The organism is Streptomyces sp. KL2 (genome assembly GCF_046529545.1).
Classification (GTDB): Bacteria; Actinomycetota; Actinomycetes; order Streptomycetales; family Streptomycetaceae; genus Streptomyces; species Streptomyces radiopugnans.
The window spans coordinates 4,623,086-4,641,417 of sequence record NZ_CP127170.1 but is presented as its reverse complement, the minus strand read 5'-3'; the positions used below and the strand labels follow the sequence as shown (position 1 = coordinate 4,641,417).

Annotated in this window: 12 protein-coding genes; 5 read left to right on the top strand and 7 right to left on the bottom strand. The window is 73.5% G+C overall.

Going from position 1 to position 18,332, the window contains the following annotated elements; genetic code table 11:
- Window positions 1-64: 64 nt before the first annotated feature.
- Window positions 65-1,570: a 30S ribosomal protein S1 gene (gene rpsA, locus QPK52_RS20830; RefSeq protein ID WP_093655322.1), complete on the bottom strand. Its 1,506-nt coding sequence runs from the start codon at window positions 1,568-1,570 to the stop codon at window positions 65-67.
- Window positions 1,571-1,993: 423 nt separating this feature from the next.
- Here rpsA and QPK52_RS20825 point away from each other — a divergent pair, with 423 nt between their 5' ends.
- Window positions 1,994-2,812, top strand: a complete 819-nt coding sequence (locus QPK52_RS20825) for a class I SAM-dependent methyltransferase (protein WP_410538982.1) — start codon at window positions 1,994-1,996, stop codon at window positions 2,810-2,812.
- A gap of 54 nt (window positions 2,813-2,866) precedes the next feature.
- A complete protein-coding gene (gene hrpB / locus QPK52_RS20820) occupies window positions 2,867-5,446 on the top strand; it encodes an ATP-dependent helicase HrpB (protein ID WP_410538981.1) in 2,580 nt (859 codons plus the stop codon).
- A 49-nt stretch (window positions 5,447-5,495) separates the two neighbouring features.
- On the opposite strand, the gene QPK52_RS20815 is transcribed toward hrpB, so the two are convergent.
- Together QPK52_RS20815 and polA are read right to left on the bottom strand one after the other, a co-directional pair.
- Complete coding sequence (locus QPK52_RS20815; protein ID WP_410538980.1) at window positions 5,496-6,896, bottom strand: lytic transglycosylase domain-containing protein; 1,401 nt, start codon at window positions 6,894-6,896, stop codon at window positions 5,496-5,498.
- A 501-nt stretch (window positions 6,897-7,397) separates the two neighbouring features.
- Window positions 7,398-10,139 (bottom strand): DNA polymerase I, encoded by a 2,742-nt coding sequence (gene polA, locus QPK52_RS20810; protein WP_410538979.1) that lies wholly within the window; start codon window positions 10,137-10,139, stop codon window positions 7,398-7,400.
- A 92-nt stretch (window positions 10,140-10,231) separates the two neighbouring features.
- On the opposite strand from polA, the gene QPK52_RS20805 reads away from it, so the two are divergent.
- From QPK52_RS20805 to QPK52_RS20795, 3 genes are all read left to right on the top strand, one after another.
- Window positions 10,232-12,532: an FdhF/YdeP family oxidoreductase gene (locus QPK52_RS20805; RefSeq protein WP_410538978.1), complete on the top strand. Its 2,301-nt coding sequence runs from the start codon at window positions 10,232-10,234 to the stop codon at window positions 12,530-12,532.
- Between the two features lie 79 nt (window positions 12,533-12,611).
- On the top strand, window positions 12,612-13,085 hold the full coding sequence (locus tag QPK52_RS20800; protein ID WP_410538977.1) for a PaaI family thioesterase: 474 nt from the start codon (window positions 12,612-12,614) through the stop codon (window positions 13,083-13,085).
- A 112-nt stretch (window positions 13,086-13,197) separates the two neighbouring features.
- The gene (locus tag QPK52_RS20795) at window positions 13,198-14,091 is read left to right on the top strand and encodes a trypsin-like serine protease (protein ID WP_410538976.1); all 894 of its coding nucleotides are present in this window, start codon (window positions 13,198-13,200) and stop codon (window positions 14,089-14,091) included.
- Window positions 14,092-14,212: 121 nt separating this feature from the next.
- Here the strand turns inward: QPK52_RS20795 and QPK52_RS20790 are convergent, their stop codons facing one another.
- From QPK52_RS20790 to QPK52_RS20775, 4 genes are read right to left on the bottom strand one after another with little or no spacing between them, the layout of a single operon-like run.
- Window positions 14,213-14,977 carry an ABC transporter ATP-binding protein gene (locus QPK52_RS20790; protein WP_410538975.1) on the bottom strand — a complete coding sequence of 255 codons (765 nt, stop codon included), beginning with the start codon at window positions 14,975-14,977 and terminating at the stop codon, window positions 14,213-14,215.
- Entirely contained in the window at window positions 14,974-15,939 is a 966-nt protein-coding gene (locus QPK52_RS20785) for an ABC transporter ATP-binding protein (protein WP_410538974.1), read from the bottom strand. Before QPK52_RS20785 ends, QPK52_RS20790 begins: the two co-directional genes overlap by 4 nt.
- The gene (locus QPK52_RS20780; protein WP_410538973.1) at window positions 15,936-17,336 is read right to left on the bottom strand and encodes a branched-chain amino acid ABC transporter permease; all 1,401 of its coding nucleotides are present in this window, start codon (window positions 17,334-17,336) and stop codon (window positions 15,936-15,938) included. The genes QPK52_RS20785 and QPK52_RS20780 overlap by 4 nt, the downstream gene beginning before the upstream one ends.
- The gene (locus QPK52_RS20775) at window positions 17,333-18,256 is read right to left on the bottom strand and encodes a branched-chain amino acid ABC transporter permease (protein ID WP_093655306.1); all 924 of its coding nucleotides are present in this window, start codon (window positions 18,254-18,256) and stop codon (window positions 17,333-17,335) included. Before QPK52_RS20775 ends, QPK52_RS20780 begins: the two co-directional genes overlap by 4 nt.
- Window positions 18,257-18,332: the final 76 nt, after the last annotated feature.

The window sequence follows — 18,332 nt, the reverse complement described above, 5'->3', positions numbered from 1 at the left end:
GGAGGGGGCCCTGCTTCATGCACTACCGCGGGTCACCGTGTGCCGGCCGCGGTGGACCGACGGGTCAGCTCTGACCGCCCGCGAGCTTCTCGCGGAGGGCCGCCAGGGCCTCGTCCGACGCCAGGGCGCCGGAGTTGTCGCCCGACTCCGAGGAGTACGAGCCGCCGCCGCCACCGGCGCCGCCGCCCTGCGGGGCACCGCCGCCGGCACCCTCGGCCTCGGCCTGGGCGTCGGCCTCGCGGGACTTGAGCACCTGCGCCTGGTGCTGCTCGAAGCGCTGCTGCGCCTCGGCGTACTGGCGCTCCCACTCCTCGCGCTGCTTCTCGTAACCCGGCAGCCAGTCGTTGGCCTCCGGGTCGAAGCCCTCGGGGTAGATGTAGTTGCCCTGGTCGTCGTAGGACGCGGCCATGCCGTACAGGGTCGGGTCGAACTCGACCGCCATCGGGTCGGCGCCGAAGGACTCGTTGGCCTGCTTCAGCGAGAGGCTGATGCGGCGGCGCTCCAGGTCGATGTCGATGACCTTGACGAAGATCTCGTCGTTGACCTGGACGACCTGCTCCGGGATCTCCACGTGGCGCTCGGCCAGCTCGGAGATGTGGACCAGGCCCTCGATGCCCTCGTCGACGCGGACGAACGCACCGAACGGCACCAGCTTGGTGACCTTGCCGGGCACGACCTGGCCGATCTGGTGGGTCCGGGCGAACTGCTGCCACGGGTCTTCCTGGGTCGCCTTGAGCGACAGGGAGACGCGCTCGCGGTCCATGTCGACGTCCAGGACCTCGACCGTGACCTCCTGGCCGACCTCGACGACCTCGGAGGGGTGGTCGATGTGCTTCCAGGACAGCTCGGAGACGTGGACCAGACCGTCCACGCCGCCCAGGTCCACGAAGGCGCCGAAGTTGACGATCGAGGAGACGACGCCGGACCGCACCTGGCCCTTCTGGAGGGTGGTGAGGAAGGTCTGGCGGACCTCGGACTGGGTCTGCTCCAGCCAGGCGCGGCGGGAGAGGACCACGTTGTTGCGGTTCTTGTCCAGCTCGATGATCTTGGCCTCGAGCTCCTTGCCGACGTACGGCTGGAGGTCGCGGACGCGACGCATCTCGACCAGGGAGGCGGGAAGGAAGCCGCGGAGGCCGATGTCGAGGATGAGACCACCCTTGACGACCTCGATGACGGTACCGGTGACGATGCCGTCCTCTTCCTTGATCTTCTCGATGGTGCCCCAGGCCCGCTCGTACTGGGCACGCTTCTTCGAGAGGATCAGGCGGCCCTCCTTGTCCTCCTTCTGGAGGACCAGGGCCTCGATCTCGTCACCGACGGCGACGACCTCGTTCGGGTCGACATCGTGCTTGATCGACAGCTCTCGGGAAGGGATGACGCCTTCGGTCTTGTAGCCGATGTCGAGCAGGACCTCGTCCCGGTCGACCTTCACGATGACGCCGTCGACGATGTCGCCGTCGTTGAAGTACTTGATCGTCTCGTCGATCGCGGCGAGGAAGGCTTCCTCGGAACCGATGTCGTTAACCGCAACCTGCGGGGTGGTCACGGTGGTCTCGGTGCTGCTCGTCATGTGGAAAAGGGCTCCGGTACGGACATTGAAGTCGTAGGTACTGCTACGCCGAGAGCCCGTATCGCACTGCCGAAGCCGGACAGCCTGAGAGGTGCTTCACCGAAGATCTCCGAGGAAACCACGAGCACCTCGACAACCGAGGGGACATACAACAGATGCGAGCGCGACCTGCTCCGTCTGAGGCGCGCAGGCCCGCAGCGCAACTTGTAGCATACGGGGGCAGCCGGGCAGGGTCAATGCGCGAACGAGGACACACGGGACTTTGCTCCCATATCCGGCACAAGTCGCCGGATTCCCGTCCCGTCCCCGCCTCTCCGGGGCCCGCCGGACCCCGGAGAGGCGTGCCTGCGAGGGCCCTCGCCACCGCATCCGGCGTTTTCCCCCGGCCGCGCGCCGGAACCGAAGGCTACGACGACAGGCGAGATGAACCAGGACAGCGGACCAGAGCCGGAGGCCGCCCGCCGCGACGCGGACGCCGCCGAGAGCAGCCGGGCCAGCCGCGGCTGGTGGGACCGGAACGCAGACGAGTACCAGCGCGAGCACGGCGGCTTCCTCGGGGACGACCGCTTCGTGTGGGGCCCGGAGGGCCTGGACGAGGAGGAGGCCGGTCTGCTGGGCCCGGCCGAGCGGCTGGCCGGCCGCTCGGTGCTGGAGGTCGGCGCGGGGGCGGCCCAGTGCTCGCGCTGGCTGGCCGCGCGCGGGGCGCGCCCGGTGGCCCTGGACATCTCGCACCGGCAGCTCCAGCACGCGCTGCGCATCGACGGAGCCGTCCCCGCGTTCCCCCTGGTGCAGGCCGACGCCGGGGCGCTGCCCTTCGCCGACGGCTCCTTCGACCTGGCCTGCTCCGCGTACGGGGCGCTGCCCTTCGTCGCCGACCCGGTGCGGGTGCTGCGCGAGGTGCGCCGCGTCCTGCGGCCGGGCGGCCGGTGGGTGTTCTCCGTGACGCACCCGGTCCGCTGGGCCTTCCCCGACGAGCCGGGGGCCGAGGGGCTGACGGTCGCCGCCTCCTACTTCGACCGCACGCCCTACGTGGAGCAGGACGAGCGGGGGCGCGCCGTCTACGTCGAGCACCACCGCACCCTCGGCGACCGGGTGCGCGACCTCGTCGCCGCCGGGTTCCGCCTGGTGGACCTGGTGGAGCCGGAGTGGCCCGGGTGGAACCGGCAGGAGTGGGGCGGCTGGTCGCCGCTGCGCGGCCGGCTGATCCCGGGCACCGCGATCTTCGTCTGCGAGCGGGACTAGCGAGCGGGACCGGGGATCCTCCGGGCGCCCCGCGGGCGCTGCGAGGATGGGGGCATGCCCCTGCGGACCGACGCCCTGCGCCAGTTGCCCGTACGCACCGTCCTGCCCGCGCTGGAGGAGGCCCTCGGCACGCGCGGGGCGGCCGTCCTGTGCGCCCCGCCGGGCACGGGCAAGACCACCTTGGTGCCGCTCGCCCTGGCCGGGCTCGCCGGCCCTCGGGAGGGGGCTTCGGTGCGGCGTGTGCTGGTCGCCGAGCCGCGCCGGATCGCGGTGCGGGCCGCGGCGCGGCGGATGGCCTGGCTGCTGGGCGAGACCGTCGGCGCGGGACCCGGGCCGAACGCCGGAGGGCGGGTCGGGTTCACCGTGCGCGGGGAGCGGGCGGTCGGTCCCGGATGCCTGGTGGAGGTGGTGACCACCGGGGTGCTGCTCCAGCGGCTCCAGCGGGACCCGGAGCTGCCCGGGGTTGACACGGTGGTGCTGGACGAGTGCCACGAGCGGCATCTGGACGCGGACACCGCCGCCGCCTTCCTGCTGGACGTGCGCGCCGCGCTGCGGCCGGAGCTGCGGCTGGTGGCCGCCTCGGCCACCACCGACGCCGGGGCCTGGTCCCGGCTGCTGGACGCCCCCGTGGTGGAGGCGCCCGGCGCCTCCCACCCGGTGCGGGTGGTGTGGGCGCCTCCCGCCGGGCCCCGTCCGGTGCGCCCCGCGCACGGCACATGGGTGGATCCGGTCCTGCTGGAGCACGTGGCGGACGTGGTGCGCCGGGCGCTGCGGGAGGAGGAGGGCGACGTGCTGTGCTTCCTGCCGGGGGCCGGGGAGATCGCCCGGGTGGCCGCCGTGCTGGGCGACGCGGCCGGCGCCGAGGTGCTCCAGGTGCACGGGCGGGCCCCGGCCGCCGTCCAGGACGCGGTGCTGGCCGGTTCGGCCGGGCGGCGGCGGGTGGTGCTGGCCACGGCGGTCGCCGAGTCCAGCCTGACGGTGCCCGGGGTGCGGGTGGTGGTGGACGCGGGGCTGTCCCGCGAGCCGCGCACCGACCACGCCCGGGGACTGAGCGCGCTGGCGACGGTGCGGGCCTCCCGGGCGTCGGCCCGGCAGCGCGCGGGACGGGCCGGGCGCGAGGCGCCGGGGGTGGTCTACCGCTGCTGGCCGGAGGCCGAGCACGACCGGCTGCCGCGCTTCCCCTCCCCCGAGATCGCCGTCGCGGACCTCACCTCCTTCGCGCTGCGGGCGGCCTGCTGGGGCGATCCGGACGCGCGCGGGCTGGCGCTGCCCGACGCCCCTCCGCAGGGCGCGATGGCGGCGGCCCGCGAGGTGCTGCGGGCGATCGGCGCCGTGGACGCGGACGGGCGGGCCACGGGGCGCGGGAAGGCGATGGCCTCGCTGGGCCTGCACCCCCGGCTGGCGCGCGCCCTGCTGGACGCCGCTCCCCTGGTGGGGGCGCGGCGGGCGGCCGAGGTGGTGGCCCTGCTGAGCGAGGAGCCGCCCCGGGAGTACGGGGACGAGGTGGCGGCGGTGTGGCGCACCGCGCGCCGGGGCCGGGACGCGTACGCCGCCCGCTGGCGCCGGGAGGCGCGCCGGCTGGAGGGAGCCCTGCCCGGCGGGTCCGGCGGGCAGGGCCGCGCGGGAGCGGCCGACGACGCGGCCGCCGGGCTGGTGGTGGCGCTGGCCTTCCCCGAGCGGGTGGCGCGCTCGCGCGGCGGGCGGGCGTACCTGATGGCCTCCGGCACCCGTGCCGAGCTCGCCCCGGGGTCCGGGCTGGGCGACGCGCCCTGGCTGGCGGTCGCCGTCGCGGACCGGCCCGTGGGGGCCGCCTCCGCGCGGATACGGCTGGCCGCGGCGGTCGACGAGGACACGGCGCGGGAGGCGGCCGGGGCGCTGTACGCGAAGGCCGAGGAGGTCGGCTGGTCCGCGGGGCGGCGCGACGTGGTGGCCCGGCGCGTGGAGCGGCTGGGCTCGATCGAGCTGTCCTCCGGTCCGCTGCGCGACCCGGGCCCCGCACCGGTGCGGGCGGCCCTGCTGGAGGGGCTGCGGCGCGAGGGCGTGGGGCTGCTGCGCTGGACGCGGGAGGGCGAGTCGCTGCGGCAGCGGCTGGCCTTCCTCCACCGGGAGCTGGGCGAGCCGTGGCCGGACGTGTCCCAGGAGGCGCTGCTGGCGCGGGCGGACGAGTGGCTGGACGGGGTGCTGGGCTCGGCGCGGCAGCGTGCCGACCTGGAGCGCGCGGACGCGGGCCGGCTGCTGGGAGCCCTGCTGCCGTGGGCCTCCGGGGACGCCGCCCGGCTGGAGGAACTGGCGCCGGAGCGGATCGAGGTGCCCTCGGGCTCGCGGATACGGGTGGACTACGGCGGGGAGCGGCCGGTGCTCGCGGTCAAGCTCCAGGAGCTGTTCGGCTGGCAGGAGGCTCCCCGGCTGGCGGGCGGCCGGGTGCCGCTGCTGGTGCACCTGCTGTCGCCGGCGGGGCGGCCGGCGGCCGTGACCGCGGACCTGGCGTCGTTCTGGCGCGACGGATACCGCTCGGTGCGGGCCGAGCTGCGCGGCCGCTACCCCAAGCACCCCTGGCCCGAGGACCCGGCGACCGCGGAGCCGACCGGGCGTACGGCCGCCGCGGCGCGGGGGGCGGCCGGGCGGGGGCGCTGAGCGGTGCGCCGTGGGGTCCGGTTGCAGCCGGACCCCACGGCGCGGCGGCTCAGTCCTCCTGGCGGGCCTGGACGGTGGCGCCGGCGGTCGGGGCGGGGGTCCGCTCCCCGTCGTCCTGCGGACCGCTGCCGTCCTCCTCCCGCCCGGGCTCGTCCGTGTTCTCCGGGTCCCCGTCCCCGCAGGGGTCCTCGGGATCCTCCGGGTCGTCCCCGGGCTCCTCCGGGTCCCCGGAGTTCCCGGACCCCTCGCCCGGCTCCCCGCTCGGGGTGGGGGAGGGCGAGTCGCCGGGCTCCCCGGTGCTCTCGCCGGGCTCCTCCGGGCTCTCGGGGTCCTCCGGGTCCACCGGGCAGTCGGGGTCCTCTCCGGGCTCCTCCGGCTCCTCTCCGGGCTCTTCGGGGTTCTCGGGCTCCTCCCCCGGCTGCTCCGGGTCCTCCCCGGGTTCCTCGCCCGGCGTCTCCGGCTCCTCGGGGTCGGTCGGCGGGAGGGGGATGATCTCTCCGTCCCGGGAGACGGGCGGCTTCGGCGAGGGCTTCCCGCCGCCCCCTTCCTTTTCCTTCCCTCCGCCGTCCCCGTCCTTCCCCCCGCCGCCTTCGTTCTTCCGGTCGCCGCCCTTCTCCCCCGGACGCTCGGTGGAGCCGGCGGCCGGCTTTCCGCCAGGCCGTGCGGGCCGCGACTCGTTGCCCGCCCCGGGGCTGTCGGGCAGCACTCCCTCGCCGTCGGGGACCTCGTGGGCGCCCTTGCGGTAGAAGTCCAGCCAGGACAGCACCGTGCGCAGGTACTCCCGCGACTGGTTGTAGCTGAGGATGGCCCGCTCCAGATCGGCCGGGTCCGACAGGTTCCTGCCGCCCGCGCACAGGTAGCGCCCGGCGGCGAGGGCGGCGTCGTAGATGTTGTTCGGGTCCTTGCGACCGTCGCCGTTGCCGTCCGCGCCCCAGACGGCCCAGGTGGACGGGATGAACTGCATCGGCCCGACCGCGCGGTCGTAGACGGTGTCGCCGTCGTACGCGCCGCCGTCGGTGTCCGAGATGTGCGCGAAGCCCACGCCGTTGAGCGCGGGCCCCAGGATCGGCTTGTGGGTGGTGCCCTGGGCGTCCACGGCTCCGCCGCGTGCCTGCCCGGACTCCACCTTGCCTATCGCGGCCAGGAGTTGCCAGGGGAGGTTGCAGCCGGGCCGCTCCTCGCCGAGGGTCCGCTCCGCCCGCTTGTAGGCGGCCAGAACGGTGGCGGGTATGCCGGACTCGGCGGGACCGGTGGCCTCCGGCAGGTCGCTGGAGGATCCGGGCTTGTCCGGCTTCACCAGCGGCGGAAGCTCGGTGTGGTAGGGGGAGTTGCCGTCGGCGGGAAGGTCGGACGCGTCCGGGGAGCCGGCCGCCTCCCGGCCGCCGGGTTGCACCAGTTCCAGGCCGGGTCCCTGCGACGCGGTGAGCGCGGCCATCGCCGCAGCCGCCACCGCGGTGCTGGTAACGCCCCTTCGGACCCTGCCCACGAGCCGCCGAGCCGCCATCTGCCAGACCCTCCACGCTGTTGTCCCGCGCTGCCGCGCCGCATCCGCCGGATGCGGCACATCCCAGACGCCCTGTACGGTTGTGTACGCCCTGTGTGCCCGGTTCGCCCGGCACGTGCGGTGTGTTCGCGTTCCGAGCGCACCGCCTCCCCGCGAACGGTAACGAGCGGGACACTACGGCAAGTTCGGCACCCGATCCACCACACTCGGGGACGACGCGGCAACGCTCACCACCGTTCCACCGGACGTTCACCGCCGTTCGCCGTCCTCCGCGGCCGGTCGCTCCGCGGGCGCTCGCGGCGCTCGCGGTCGCCTTGGGCCGGGTCCGGGCTCCCGGGGCCGGCCGCGGGCCGTCCCCGCCCGCTTCCCCGCGCGGAGGACCGCCGTGTGCCGCCCGGGGCGGGCCGTCTCCGGCCCCCGGGCGGCACACGGCCTTCCGCGGCCGCCTCAGTGGGCGGCGTCCTCCCAGTTCTCGCCGGAGCCCACGGAGACGTCCAGCGGAGCCCTCAGCCGGACGGCCCCGGCCATCTCGCGGCGCACCAGCTCCTCCACCCGGGACCGCTCACCCGGAGCCACCTCCAGCACGATCTCGTCGTGCACCTGGAGCAGCATGCGCGAGCGCAGCCCCGCCTCGTCCAGCGCCCGGTCCACCTTCAGCATCGCGATCTTCACGATGTCCGCGGCGGTGCCCTGGATCGGGGCGTTGAGCGCCATCCGCTCGGCCATCTCGCGGCGCTGGCGGTTGTCGCTGTTGAGGTCGGGCAGATAGCGGCGGCGGCCCAGGATGGTGGAGGTGTAGCCGGTGGCCCGGGCGTCCTCCACCACCCGGTGCAGGTAGTCGCGCACCCCGCCGAAGCGTTCGAAGTAGGCGTCCATCAACCTGTGCGCCTCGTCCGCGGTGATGCCGAGCTGCTGCGACAGGCCGAAGGCCGACAGCCCGTAGGCCAGCCCGTACGACATGGCCTTGATCTTGCGGCGCATCTCCGGGTCCACCCGGTCCTTGGGGACCTCGAAGACCTGGGAGGCGGCGGTGGTGTGCAGGTCCTCGCCGGAGGTGAACGCCTCGATCAGGCCCTCGTCCTCCGACAGGTGCGCCATCACCCGCAGTTCGATCTGGCTGTAGTCGGCCGTCAGCAGCGACTCGTACCCCTCGCCGACCACGAAGCCCCGGCGGATGGCCCGTCCCTCGTCGGTGCGCACCGGGATGTTCTGCAGGTTGGGGTCGGTGGAGGACAGCCGGCCGGTGGCGGCGACCGTCTGGTTGAAGGTGGTGTGGATGCGGCCGTCGGCGGCGATCGTCTTGATCAGGCCCTCGACGGTGGTGCGCAGTTTGGACTGCTCGCGGTAGCGCAGCATGATCACCGGCAGCTCGTGCTCGGTCTGCGTCGCCAGCCAGGTCAGCGCGTCGGCGTCCGTGGTGTAACCGGTCTTGGTCCGCTTGGTCTTCGGCAGGCCCAGCTCGCCGAAGAGCACCTCCTGCAACTGCTTGGGCGAGCCGAGGTTGAACTCGTGGCCCACCGCGGTGTGCGCCTCGCGCACCGCCTGCTGGACGGCCGCGGCGAACTGCTGCTCCATACGGCCCAGCCACTCGCGGTCCGCGGCGATGCCCGCCCGCTCCATCCGCGCCAGCAGGCCCGAGGTCGGCAGCTCGATGTCCTGGAGCAGACCGGAGGCGCCGACCTCCGCCAGCCTCCCGGTCAGCGCCCCGCCCAGATCCAGGACGGTGCGGGCCCGGGCCATCAGCGCGTCCGCCTCGGCCTCCTCGTCCGCGCCCAGCGCCAGCTGCCCGCTGCTCTCGGCGGGCCTGGCCGGCTCCCGGCCCAGGAACTCCACCGACAGCGCCTCCAGGGCGAACGAGCGGCGGCCCGGCTGCACCAGATAGGCGGCCAGCGCGGTGTCCATCGTGACGCCCGCGACGCTCCAGCCGTGCTCGGCGAAGACCCGCATCACCGCCTTGGCGTCGTGGATCACCTTGGGCCGGGCCCCGTCGGCGATCCACGCCGCGAACGCCCGCTCGTCGGCCTCGTCCAGCTGGGAGGGGTCGAACCACACGGCCGGGCCACGCCCGGTGGCCAGGGCGATCTCGGCGACACCGCCCGAGCCCAGCTTCCAGCTGTCGACGGTGGCCACGCCCAGCGGGTCGGAGCCGGAGGCGGCGTGCTCGGCCAGCCAGGGGGCCAGCTCGCCCGCGCCGGCGACCACCCCGTCGACCTCCACACCGTCCGCCGGGGCCGCCGCCTGGCCGGACGCGCCCGGGTCGACCGCGTACAGCCGGTCGCGGAAACCGGTGTTGCGGAACTCCAGCGCGTCCAGCACCACATCCAGCGCCCCCCGGTCGTACGGCGCCCGCACCAGGTCCGCCGGGCCGGCCGGCAGCTCCACGTCGCACACCAGCGCCGTCAGCCGCCGGTTGAGCCGGACGCTGTCCAGGTGCTCGCGCAGCTTCTCCCCGACCTTGCCCTTGACCTCGTCGGCGCGCTCCAGCAGCTCGGCGAGGGAGCCGAACTGCCTGATCCACTTCGCGGCGGTCTTCTCGCCCACTCCGGGGATGCCCGGCAGGTTGTCCGACGGGTCGCCGCGCAGGGCCGCGAAGTCCGGGTACTGCTCGGGGGTCAGGCCGTACTTCTCCTCCACCATCGAAGGGGTGAAGCGGGTCAGCTCCGACACCCCCCTGGTGGGGTACAGCACCGTCGTCGCGTCGTTGACGAGCTGGAAGGAGTCCCGGTCGCCGGTGACGATCGAGACCTGGAAGCCCTCGGCCACCGCCTGCGTGGCCAGGGTGGCGATGATGTCGTCCGCCTCGAAGCCCTCCACCGCGAACCGCCGGATGCCCATCGCGTCCAGCAGCTCGCCGATCAGCTCCACCTGGCCCTTGAAGCCGTCCGGCGACTTGGAGCGGTTCGCCTTGTAGTCGGCGAACTCCTCGGTGCGCCAGGTCGTGCGCGACACGTCGAAGGCGACCGCCAGGTGGGTGGGGTCCTCGTCGCGCAGCGTGTTCGCCAGCATCGAGGCGAAACCGTAGATCGCGTTCGTCGGCTGCCCGGTGGTGGTGGAGAAGTTCTCCTCGGGCAGCGCGAAGAACGCCCGGTAGGCGAGGGAGTGCCCGTCCAGCAGGAGCAGGCGCCTGTCCTGGGGCTCGGGCGGATCGGAGGAGTTCGCTGCGGTCGCTTTCGATGCTTTGTTGGCCACGCCCCGATCCTGCCACGCACCACCGACACCGGATCACGGGCCGTCCTGGAGCCACTGTCGCGCGCCGGTGGCGCGTGGCAGGATCACCGGTCATGAGACGCAGGCCGCCCGCCACCGATCCCGTCCAGGACGCCCCCCGCGTGGGCCCCCCGCGCCGAAGCGCCGCCGGGCTGCCCGCCGTCGTCCGCTCCCTGCGCGTGGCCGGGGAGCAGATGGGGGTGCGGCGCACCGCGCTGACCCTGCTGGGGGTCAACCAGGAAGGCGGCTTCGACTGCCCCGGCTGCGCCTGGCCCGAGCCGGAGCGGCGGCACACCGCGGAGTTCTGCGAGAACGGCGCCAAGGCCGTCGCCGAGGAGGCCACGCTGCGGCGGGTGACCCCCGCCTTCTTCGCCGAGCACCCCGTGGCCGACCTGGCGACGCGCTCCGGGTACTGGCTGGGGCAGCAGGGCCGCCTCACCCGCCCGATGTACCTGGCCGAGGGATCCGGCCGCTACGAGCCGATCGGCTGGGACGAGGCCTTCGAGATCGTCGCCGGCGAACTGCGCGCCCTGGACTCCCCCGACGAGGCCGTCTTCTACACCTCCGGCCGCACGAGCAACGAGGCCGCCTTCCTCTACCAGCTCCTGGCCCGCTGCCTGGGCACCAACAACCTGCCCGACTGCTCCAACCTGTGCCACGAGTCCTCCGGCGCCGCGCTGACCGAGACCCTCGGCGTCGGCAAGGGCAGCGTGCTCCTGGAGGACCTCCACCGCGCCGACCTGATCATCGTCGCCGGCCAGAACCCGGGCACCAACCACCCGAGGATGCTCTCCGCGCTGGAGAAGGCCAAGAAGGGCGGCGCACGGATCATCACCGTCAACCCGCTGCCCGAGGCCGGCCTGGAACGGTTCGACAACCCGCAGACCCTGCGCGGCCTGGCCGGCTCCGGCACACCGCTGACCGACCTGTTCCTGCAGATCCGCATCGGCGGCGACCAGGCCCTCTTCCGCGAGCTGTGCCGCCGGGTGCTGGAGGCCGACGGCGGGGTGGACGAGGCCTTCGTCCGCGAACACACCCACGGATACGAGGAGTTCGCCGCCGCGGCCCGCGCCACCGACCCCGCCGACGTGCTGCGCGCCACCGGGCTCGCCCCGGCCGACATCGACCGCGCCGCCGAACTGGTGCTGGCCTCGGAGCGCACCGTGGTGTGCTGGGCCATGGGCCTGACCCAGCACCGGCACGCCGTGCCCACCATCCGCGAGATCGTCAACCTCCTGCTGCTGCGCGGCGCCGTCGGCCGCCCCGGCGCCGGGGTCTGCCCGGTGCGCGGCCACAGCAACGTCCAGGGCGACCGCACCATGGGCATCGTCGAGAAGCCCTCGAAGGCCCTGCTGGACGCCCTGGAGGCGGAGTTCGGCCTCCCCATGCCGCGCGAGCACGGCCTGGACGTGGTGAACGCCATCCGCGCCCTGCGCGACGGGCGGGCGAAGGTGTTCTTCGCCCTCGGCGGCAACTTCGTCGCCGCCTCGCCCGACACCGAGGTGACCGAGGCGGCCGTGCGGCGGGCCCGGCTGACCGTGCACGTGTCCACCAAGCTCAACCGCTCCCACTGCGTCACCGGCGCCCGCGCCCTGATCCTCCCCGCCCTCGGCCGCACCGAGCGCGACCTCCAGGCCTCCGGGGAGCAGTTCGTCACCGTCGAGGACTCCATGGGCGTCGTCCACGCCTCCCGCGGGCGCCTCGCCCCCGCGAGCGAACACCTGCTGTCCGAGCCCGCCATCGTCTGCCGGCTGGCCCGCCGCGTCCTGGGCCCCGGCCACCCCGTGCCCTGGGAGGAGTTCGAGGCCGACTACGCCGCGATCCGCGACCGCATCGCCCGCACCATCCCCGGCTTCGCCGACTTCAACGCACGCGTCGCCCGCCCCGGCGGCTTCACCCTGCCCCACGCCCCGCGCGACGAGCGCCGCTTCCCCACCGCCACCGGAAAGGCCAACTTCACCGCCGCGCCGCTGACCTGGCCGCACCTCCCGCCCGGCCGCCTGCTGCTGCAGACCCTGCGCTCCCACGACCAGTACAACACCACCGTCTACGGCCTCGACGACCACTACCGCGGCATCAAGGGGGGCCGCCGCGTGGTCCTCGTCCACCCCGGCGACGCCGCCGCGCTCGGCCTGCCCGACGGCTCCTACGCCGACCTCACCAGCGAGTGGGAGGACGGCCGCGAGCGCACCGCGCCCGGCTTCCGCGTCGTCCACTACCCCACCGCCCGCGGCTGCGCGGCCGCCTACTTCCCCGAGACCAACGTCCTGGTCCCCCTCGACGCCACCGCCGAGACCAGCAACACCCCCGCCAGCAAGTCCGTGGTGATCCGCCTCACCCCCGCCCGGGGGCCCGCCGACTCCTCTGATAAGTAAGACGGTGTAGAGCACATCCATCACCCGCCGCAGGGCCGCGTCCCACCGGCCCCGGCACGACGATCGGAGCCACGCGTCCATGGGCGAGCCGACCAGCACCGTCTTCCCCCAGGAGATCCTCGACCAGTGGGCCGGGCTCGGCATCGACCTGCCCGCCCTGTTCTCCGCCGGACGCCTCGGCGAGCGCATGGGCCTGGTCATCACCCACGCCGCGCCCGAGAAGGTCGTCGGCACCCTCCCCGTCGAGGGCAACACCCAGCCCTACGGGCTGCTGCACGGCGGCGCCTCCGCCGTGCTGGCCGAGACCCTCGGCTCCGTCGGCGCCATGCTCCACGGCGGCCCCACCAAGCTCGCCGTCGGCGTGGACCTCAACTGCACCCACCACCGCGGACTGACCTCCGGCACCGTCACCGGCACCGCCACCCCCGTGCACCGCGGCCGGTCCACCACCACCTACGAGATCGCCGTCACCGACGAGCAGGACCGCCGCGTGTGCAGCGCCCGGCTCACCTGCATGCTGCGCGACGCGCCTGGGGACGCCTACCGCAACTGACCGACCCTCACCGAAAAAGCACAGGTCAAAGGGTTCTCCGCACCCGGTCCGATGCGCTTCGATACCGGTCCGGGCCGCCACCGGGGCGGCCGGGACCGAAAGGAAACCGATCGTGCGGGCCACACGCCTGACATCCCCCCGCAAGCGCGCCGCGGCCGTCACCACGGCCGCCGCCGCGCTCACGGTGGCCGCAGCCCTCCCCGCGGCGGCCATCAGCACCTACAACTCCTCCCCCGCCCCCGAACGGACCGAGGTCGGGGCCCTGGTCGTCACCTACGACCACGACGGGGACGCCACCACCCCCGACCGCGTCGACTGGTTCTGCTCGGGCACCATGATCGACCGCGACACCTTCCTCACCGCCGCCCACTGCACCACCGACTGGCCGGCCGGCGCCCGCTTCCACGTCTCCCTGGAGCAGGACGTGCAGGCCGCCCTCGACGCGGCCGCGCGGGAGCACCCCGGCGACCCGGCCGCCGTCGCCGCGGCCGTCGCCGTCGAGGGCACCGCGCACAACCACCCGGAATACCCCGGCCCCGCCACCGACACCCGCGACATCTCCGTCGTGGAGGTCCCCGCCGACCTGATGGCCGGCCGCTGGGACTTCACCCCGGCCACCCTGCCCACCGCCGGGCAGCTCGACGCCCTGGGCCCCAAGGCGCTGGACGGCGCCGGCTTCACCGTCGCCGGCTACGGCACCCAGGAGGCCCAGCGCGGCCCCGGCGGCCACACCCACCCCGGCGGCGGCGTGCGGATGAAGGCCCCCACCTCCTTCAACGCCCTCAACAAGGCGTGGGTGCGCGTGGCCATGACCGCCCCGCAGGGCAACGGCGGCGCCTGCTACGGCGACTCCGGCGGCCCCAACTTCGCCGAGATCGACGGCGAGCGCGTCCTGGTCGGCACCACCATCACCGGCGACGCCCCCTGCTACGCCACGAACGTCGCCTACCGCCTCGACGCGCCCGGCGCCCGCGCCTTCCTCGCCCCCTACACCGACCTGCCCTGACCCGCGCACCCGCCGGACCGTCCGCGTGTCCGGCCGGCACCACCGGCCGGACACGCGGACGGCGGTGCCGCGGCGGCCCGGAGGCCGCCGCGGCACCGCCGTACCCGACGAGGGGGAGCCGTCAGGCGCCCTCGCCCAGATAGGCCGCCCGCACCCGCGGGTCGGACAGCAGCTCGGACGCCTCGCCCTCCATCGCCACCGAGCCGGTCTCCAGCACATACCCGCGATCGGCCATCCGGAGCGCCTGGGCGGCGTTCTGCTCCACCAGCAGCACCGTGGTGCCCTGCTCGTTGATCTCCTTGATGATCTCGAAGATCTGCTGAACGATCAGCGGCGCCAGACCCATCGACGGCTCGTCCAGCAGCAGCACCTCCGGCTTGCCCATCAGCGCGCGGCCGATCGCCAGCATCTGCTGCTCACCGCCCGACAGCGTCCCGCCCAGCTGGCTCTTGCGCTCACCCAGCCGCGGGAACAGCGTGAACACCCGGTCCATGTCGGCCTTGTCCACCGACTTGAACCGGTACGCCCCCATCTGGAGGTTCTCCCGGACCGTCATCCGCGGGAACACCCCGCGCCCCTCGGGGACATGGCCGATGCCGAACCGGACCAGATCGTGCGACTTGATGCCGTCGATCCGCTCCCCGTGCAGCAGCACCTGCCCCTCGCGCGGCGCGATCATCCCCGACGCCGTCCGCAGCGTGGTCGTCTTGCCCGCGCCGTTGGCGCCGAGCAGCGCGACCACCTCACCGCGGCGGACCGTCAGGTTGACGCCCTTGAGCGCCTCGATGGCGCCGTAGAACACCCGCAGATCCCGCAGCTCCAGCACCACCGGGGCGGCCGGCTCGCCGCCCTGCGGCTCCTTCTTCAGATCCGTGGTGACGCTCACTCGTGCTCCTTGGTGTCCCGCTGCGGCGCCCCGGCACCGGCGTCGGCCCCGGCTCCGGCGTCTTCCTGCGCACCCGCGCCCGCGCCCTCGGCGACGACCTCCGCCACCGCGGCCTCGTCCTCCTCGGCCACCGAGCCCAGGTACGCCTCGATCACCGCCGGGTCCTGCTGCACCTGCGACGGGGAACCCTCGGCGATCTTCTTGCCGAAGTTGAGCACCATCACCCGGTCGGCCACCGACATCACCAGCCGCATGTCGTGCTCGATCAGCAGCACGCTCACACCCAGCTCGGTGTTGATCCGCCGGATCAGCTCCTCCAGCTCCAGCTTCTCCGTCGGGTTGGTGCCCGCCGCCGGCTCGTCCAGCAGCAGCACCTCCGGATCCGTCGCCAGCGCCCGCGCGATCTCCAGCCGCCGCTGGTCGCCGTAGCTCAGCGACCCCGCCAGCTCGTTCATCTTCCCCAGCAGGCCGACGTAGGACAGCACCTCGTGCGCCCGGCGGTCACTGGCCCGCTCGGCCTTCCGCGCGTTAGGCAGCCCCAGCATGATCGACACCGGGCCGGCCTTCAGCCGGGTCTCCGCCGCGATCTTGACGTTCTCCAGCGCGGTCAGCGCCCCGAACAGCCGGATGTTCTGGAACGTGCGCGCCAGACCCCACTGGCTGACCACATGCGGCTTGGCGCCCAGCAGCGAGTGCTCACCGCCCGCGCGCGGACGGAAGACGATCCGCCCCTCCTGCGGCACGTACGCGCCCGTCAGCGAGTTGAACAGCGACGTCTTGCCCGCACCGTTGGGCCCGATGACCGCCAGCACCTCACCGCGCCGCATCCGCAGCTCGACGTTGTCCAGACTGGTCAGGCCGCCGAACCGCAGCGTCACGCCCGACGTCTCCAGCACCAGCTCACCGGCGCCGGCCGAACCACCCGCCGGCCCCTGCTCCTTCTTCACCGTCTCGGTGGTCACGGCTGCCTGCCTTCCGCCGGGCCGGTCGCGTCGGCTCCGCCGATCCCCGCCTCCGCCATCTGCAGCTCACGCTTGCGGCGGCGGGAGGGCAGCACACCCTGCGGCCGGTAGATCATCATGATGACGAGGAGAGCACCCAGGTACATGTAGCGGTCCTTGGGATCCACCCACTCGCGCAGGTACTCGGGCAGCCACACCAGGAACGCGGCGCCGAACAGCACCCCGGGGATCGACCCCATGCCGCCGAAGATGACATAGGCCAGCACCAGGATCGACAGCAGGATCGCGAAGTTCTCCGGATTGAAGTACCCGACCTTGCTCGCGTACGCCACCCCGGCCACACCCGAGGTCGACGCACCGATCGCGAACGCCATCAGCTTGTACCGCACCGTGGGCACACCCGTGGCCGCCGCGGCCACCTCGTCCTCCCGGATCGCGGTCCACGCCCGGCCCACCTTGGAGTGCTCCAGCCGCAGGAACAGGAAGATGGCCAGCACCACGAAGGCGACCAGCAGCCAGTAGTACGGCATCGGGTCCAGCTTCCACTCGTAGGAGAAGAAGCCCAGGTCGACGCTGAACCGCTCGACCTTCACACCGCGCGCGCCCTCCGTCACCCCGTCGGCGTTCTTCGCCACCAGGTAGACGATCTCGTGGAAGCCCAGCGTCACGATCGCCAGGTAGTCACCCCGCAGCCGCAGCGTCGGAGCGCCCAGGATCACCCCCGCCACCAGGCACGTCAGCACCGCGATCGGCAGCACCAGGAAGTTGTTCAGCGCCACCGGCGGCTGGACCGGCAGCGCGCCCGTCCAGTACGCCGCGCTGTACGCGCCGATCGCGAAGAACGCGATGAAGCCCAGGTCCAGCAGACCCGCCCAGCCGATCACCACGTTCAGGCCGATCGCCAGCAGCACGAAGATCGCGATCTGGTCCACCAGCACCTGCTGCCAGTACCGCTCGACCCCCAGCGGCCCGAACACCACCAGCGCCAGCACGGCCGTCAGCACGCCCATGCGCACCCGCTTGTCGGCCGACCACACCTGACGGACCCGCTCCAGCGGGCCGGAGGAGACCTTCTTCGTGCCCTTGACCGCACGGGAGGTCTGGTCGGCCAGGAACTCCCGCACCGCCCAGACCGCCACCGCGATCGCCAGCCAGACCCACAGACCGGGGCCGGTGAAGTCCTCACGCAGCGCCAGGAACAGATCCCGGGTGGTGCCCTCCTCGCCCGTCATCAGCCTGAGCGTCACCGCCAGCGCCAGCAGGGCCCCCAGCCGCCGCCAGCGCGGCTCCTGGTACCAGCGCACCCTCCGCAGCCGGGCCGCCGCCGACAGCGGCACCGCGGCGCTCTTCGGCGAGTCCTGCCCGGACCCTTGCGCAGTCGAGGTCTTGATGCTCACGCCGTCCTCCCCACACGCTCGCCGAGAATGCCGGTCGGACGGACCATCAGCACCAGCACCAGCACCACGAAGGCACCGACGTAACGCCAGTCGTCACCCCACAGGCCCACCGTCATGGTCTCCACCACGCCCAGCACCAGACCGCCCAGCATCGCGCCGCGCACATTGCCGATACCGCCCAGCACCGCCGCGGCGAAGGCCGTGATACCGGGCAGGAAGCCCATCGTGTACCAGACCTGGCTGTTGGTGCCGAACAGGAAGCCGGCCGCACCGCCCAGCAGACCGCCGAGCACGAACGTCCGGGACACCACCTTGTCGATGTCCACGCCCATCAGCGACGCGACCTCCGGGTCCTGCGCCACCGCGCGGATGCCCGAACCCATCTTCGTGCGGTTCACCACGTAGTCCAGGCCGACCATCATCGCCACCGCCGACACCAGGATCAGCACCTGCGTGATCGTCAGCTCGGCGCCGAAGACGCTCAGCACCTTCTTGTTCTCGTACATCGACGGCATCGGCAGCGGATTGCGGCCGAACAGCTTGCCCGCCAGGTTGTACAGGAAGAACGAGGCGCCGATCGCGGTGATCAGGAAAACCAGGCGCGGCGCGTGGTGTCTGCGCAACGGCCGGTACGCCACCCGTTCCAGACCGAAGGCCACCGCGCCGCCCAGCGCGGCACCGGCCAGCATGCCGATCAGGACGTAGGCGACCGAGCCCATGCCGGAGGGCGTCGACTCGGGGATCAGGGCGGTCAGGGCCAGCAGGCCCCCGTAACCGCCGAACATGAAGACCTCGCTGTGCGCGAAGTTCAGAAGCTGGAGCACGCCGTACACCAGCGTGTAGCCGATGGCGATGACGGCGTAGAGACTGCCGAGCACCACCCCTAGGACGAGGAAGTCCCAGAACTCACTGAGGGACATCGAACTGTCTTCCTTGTGGGAATGTGCCGCCCGGCCGTGCGTTCAGCACTCGGGGAGCGGGCGGCGCGAGGATCAC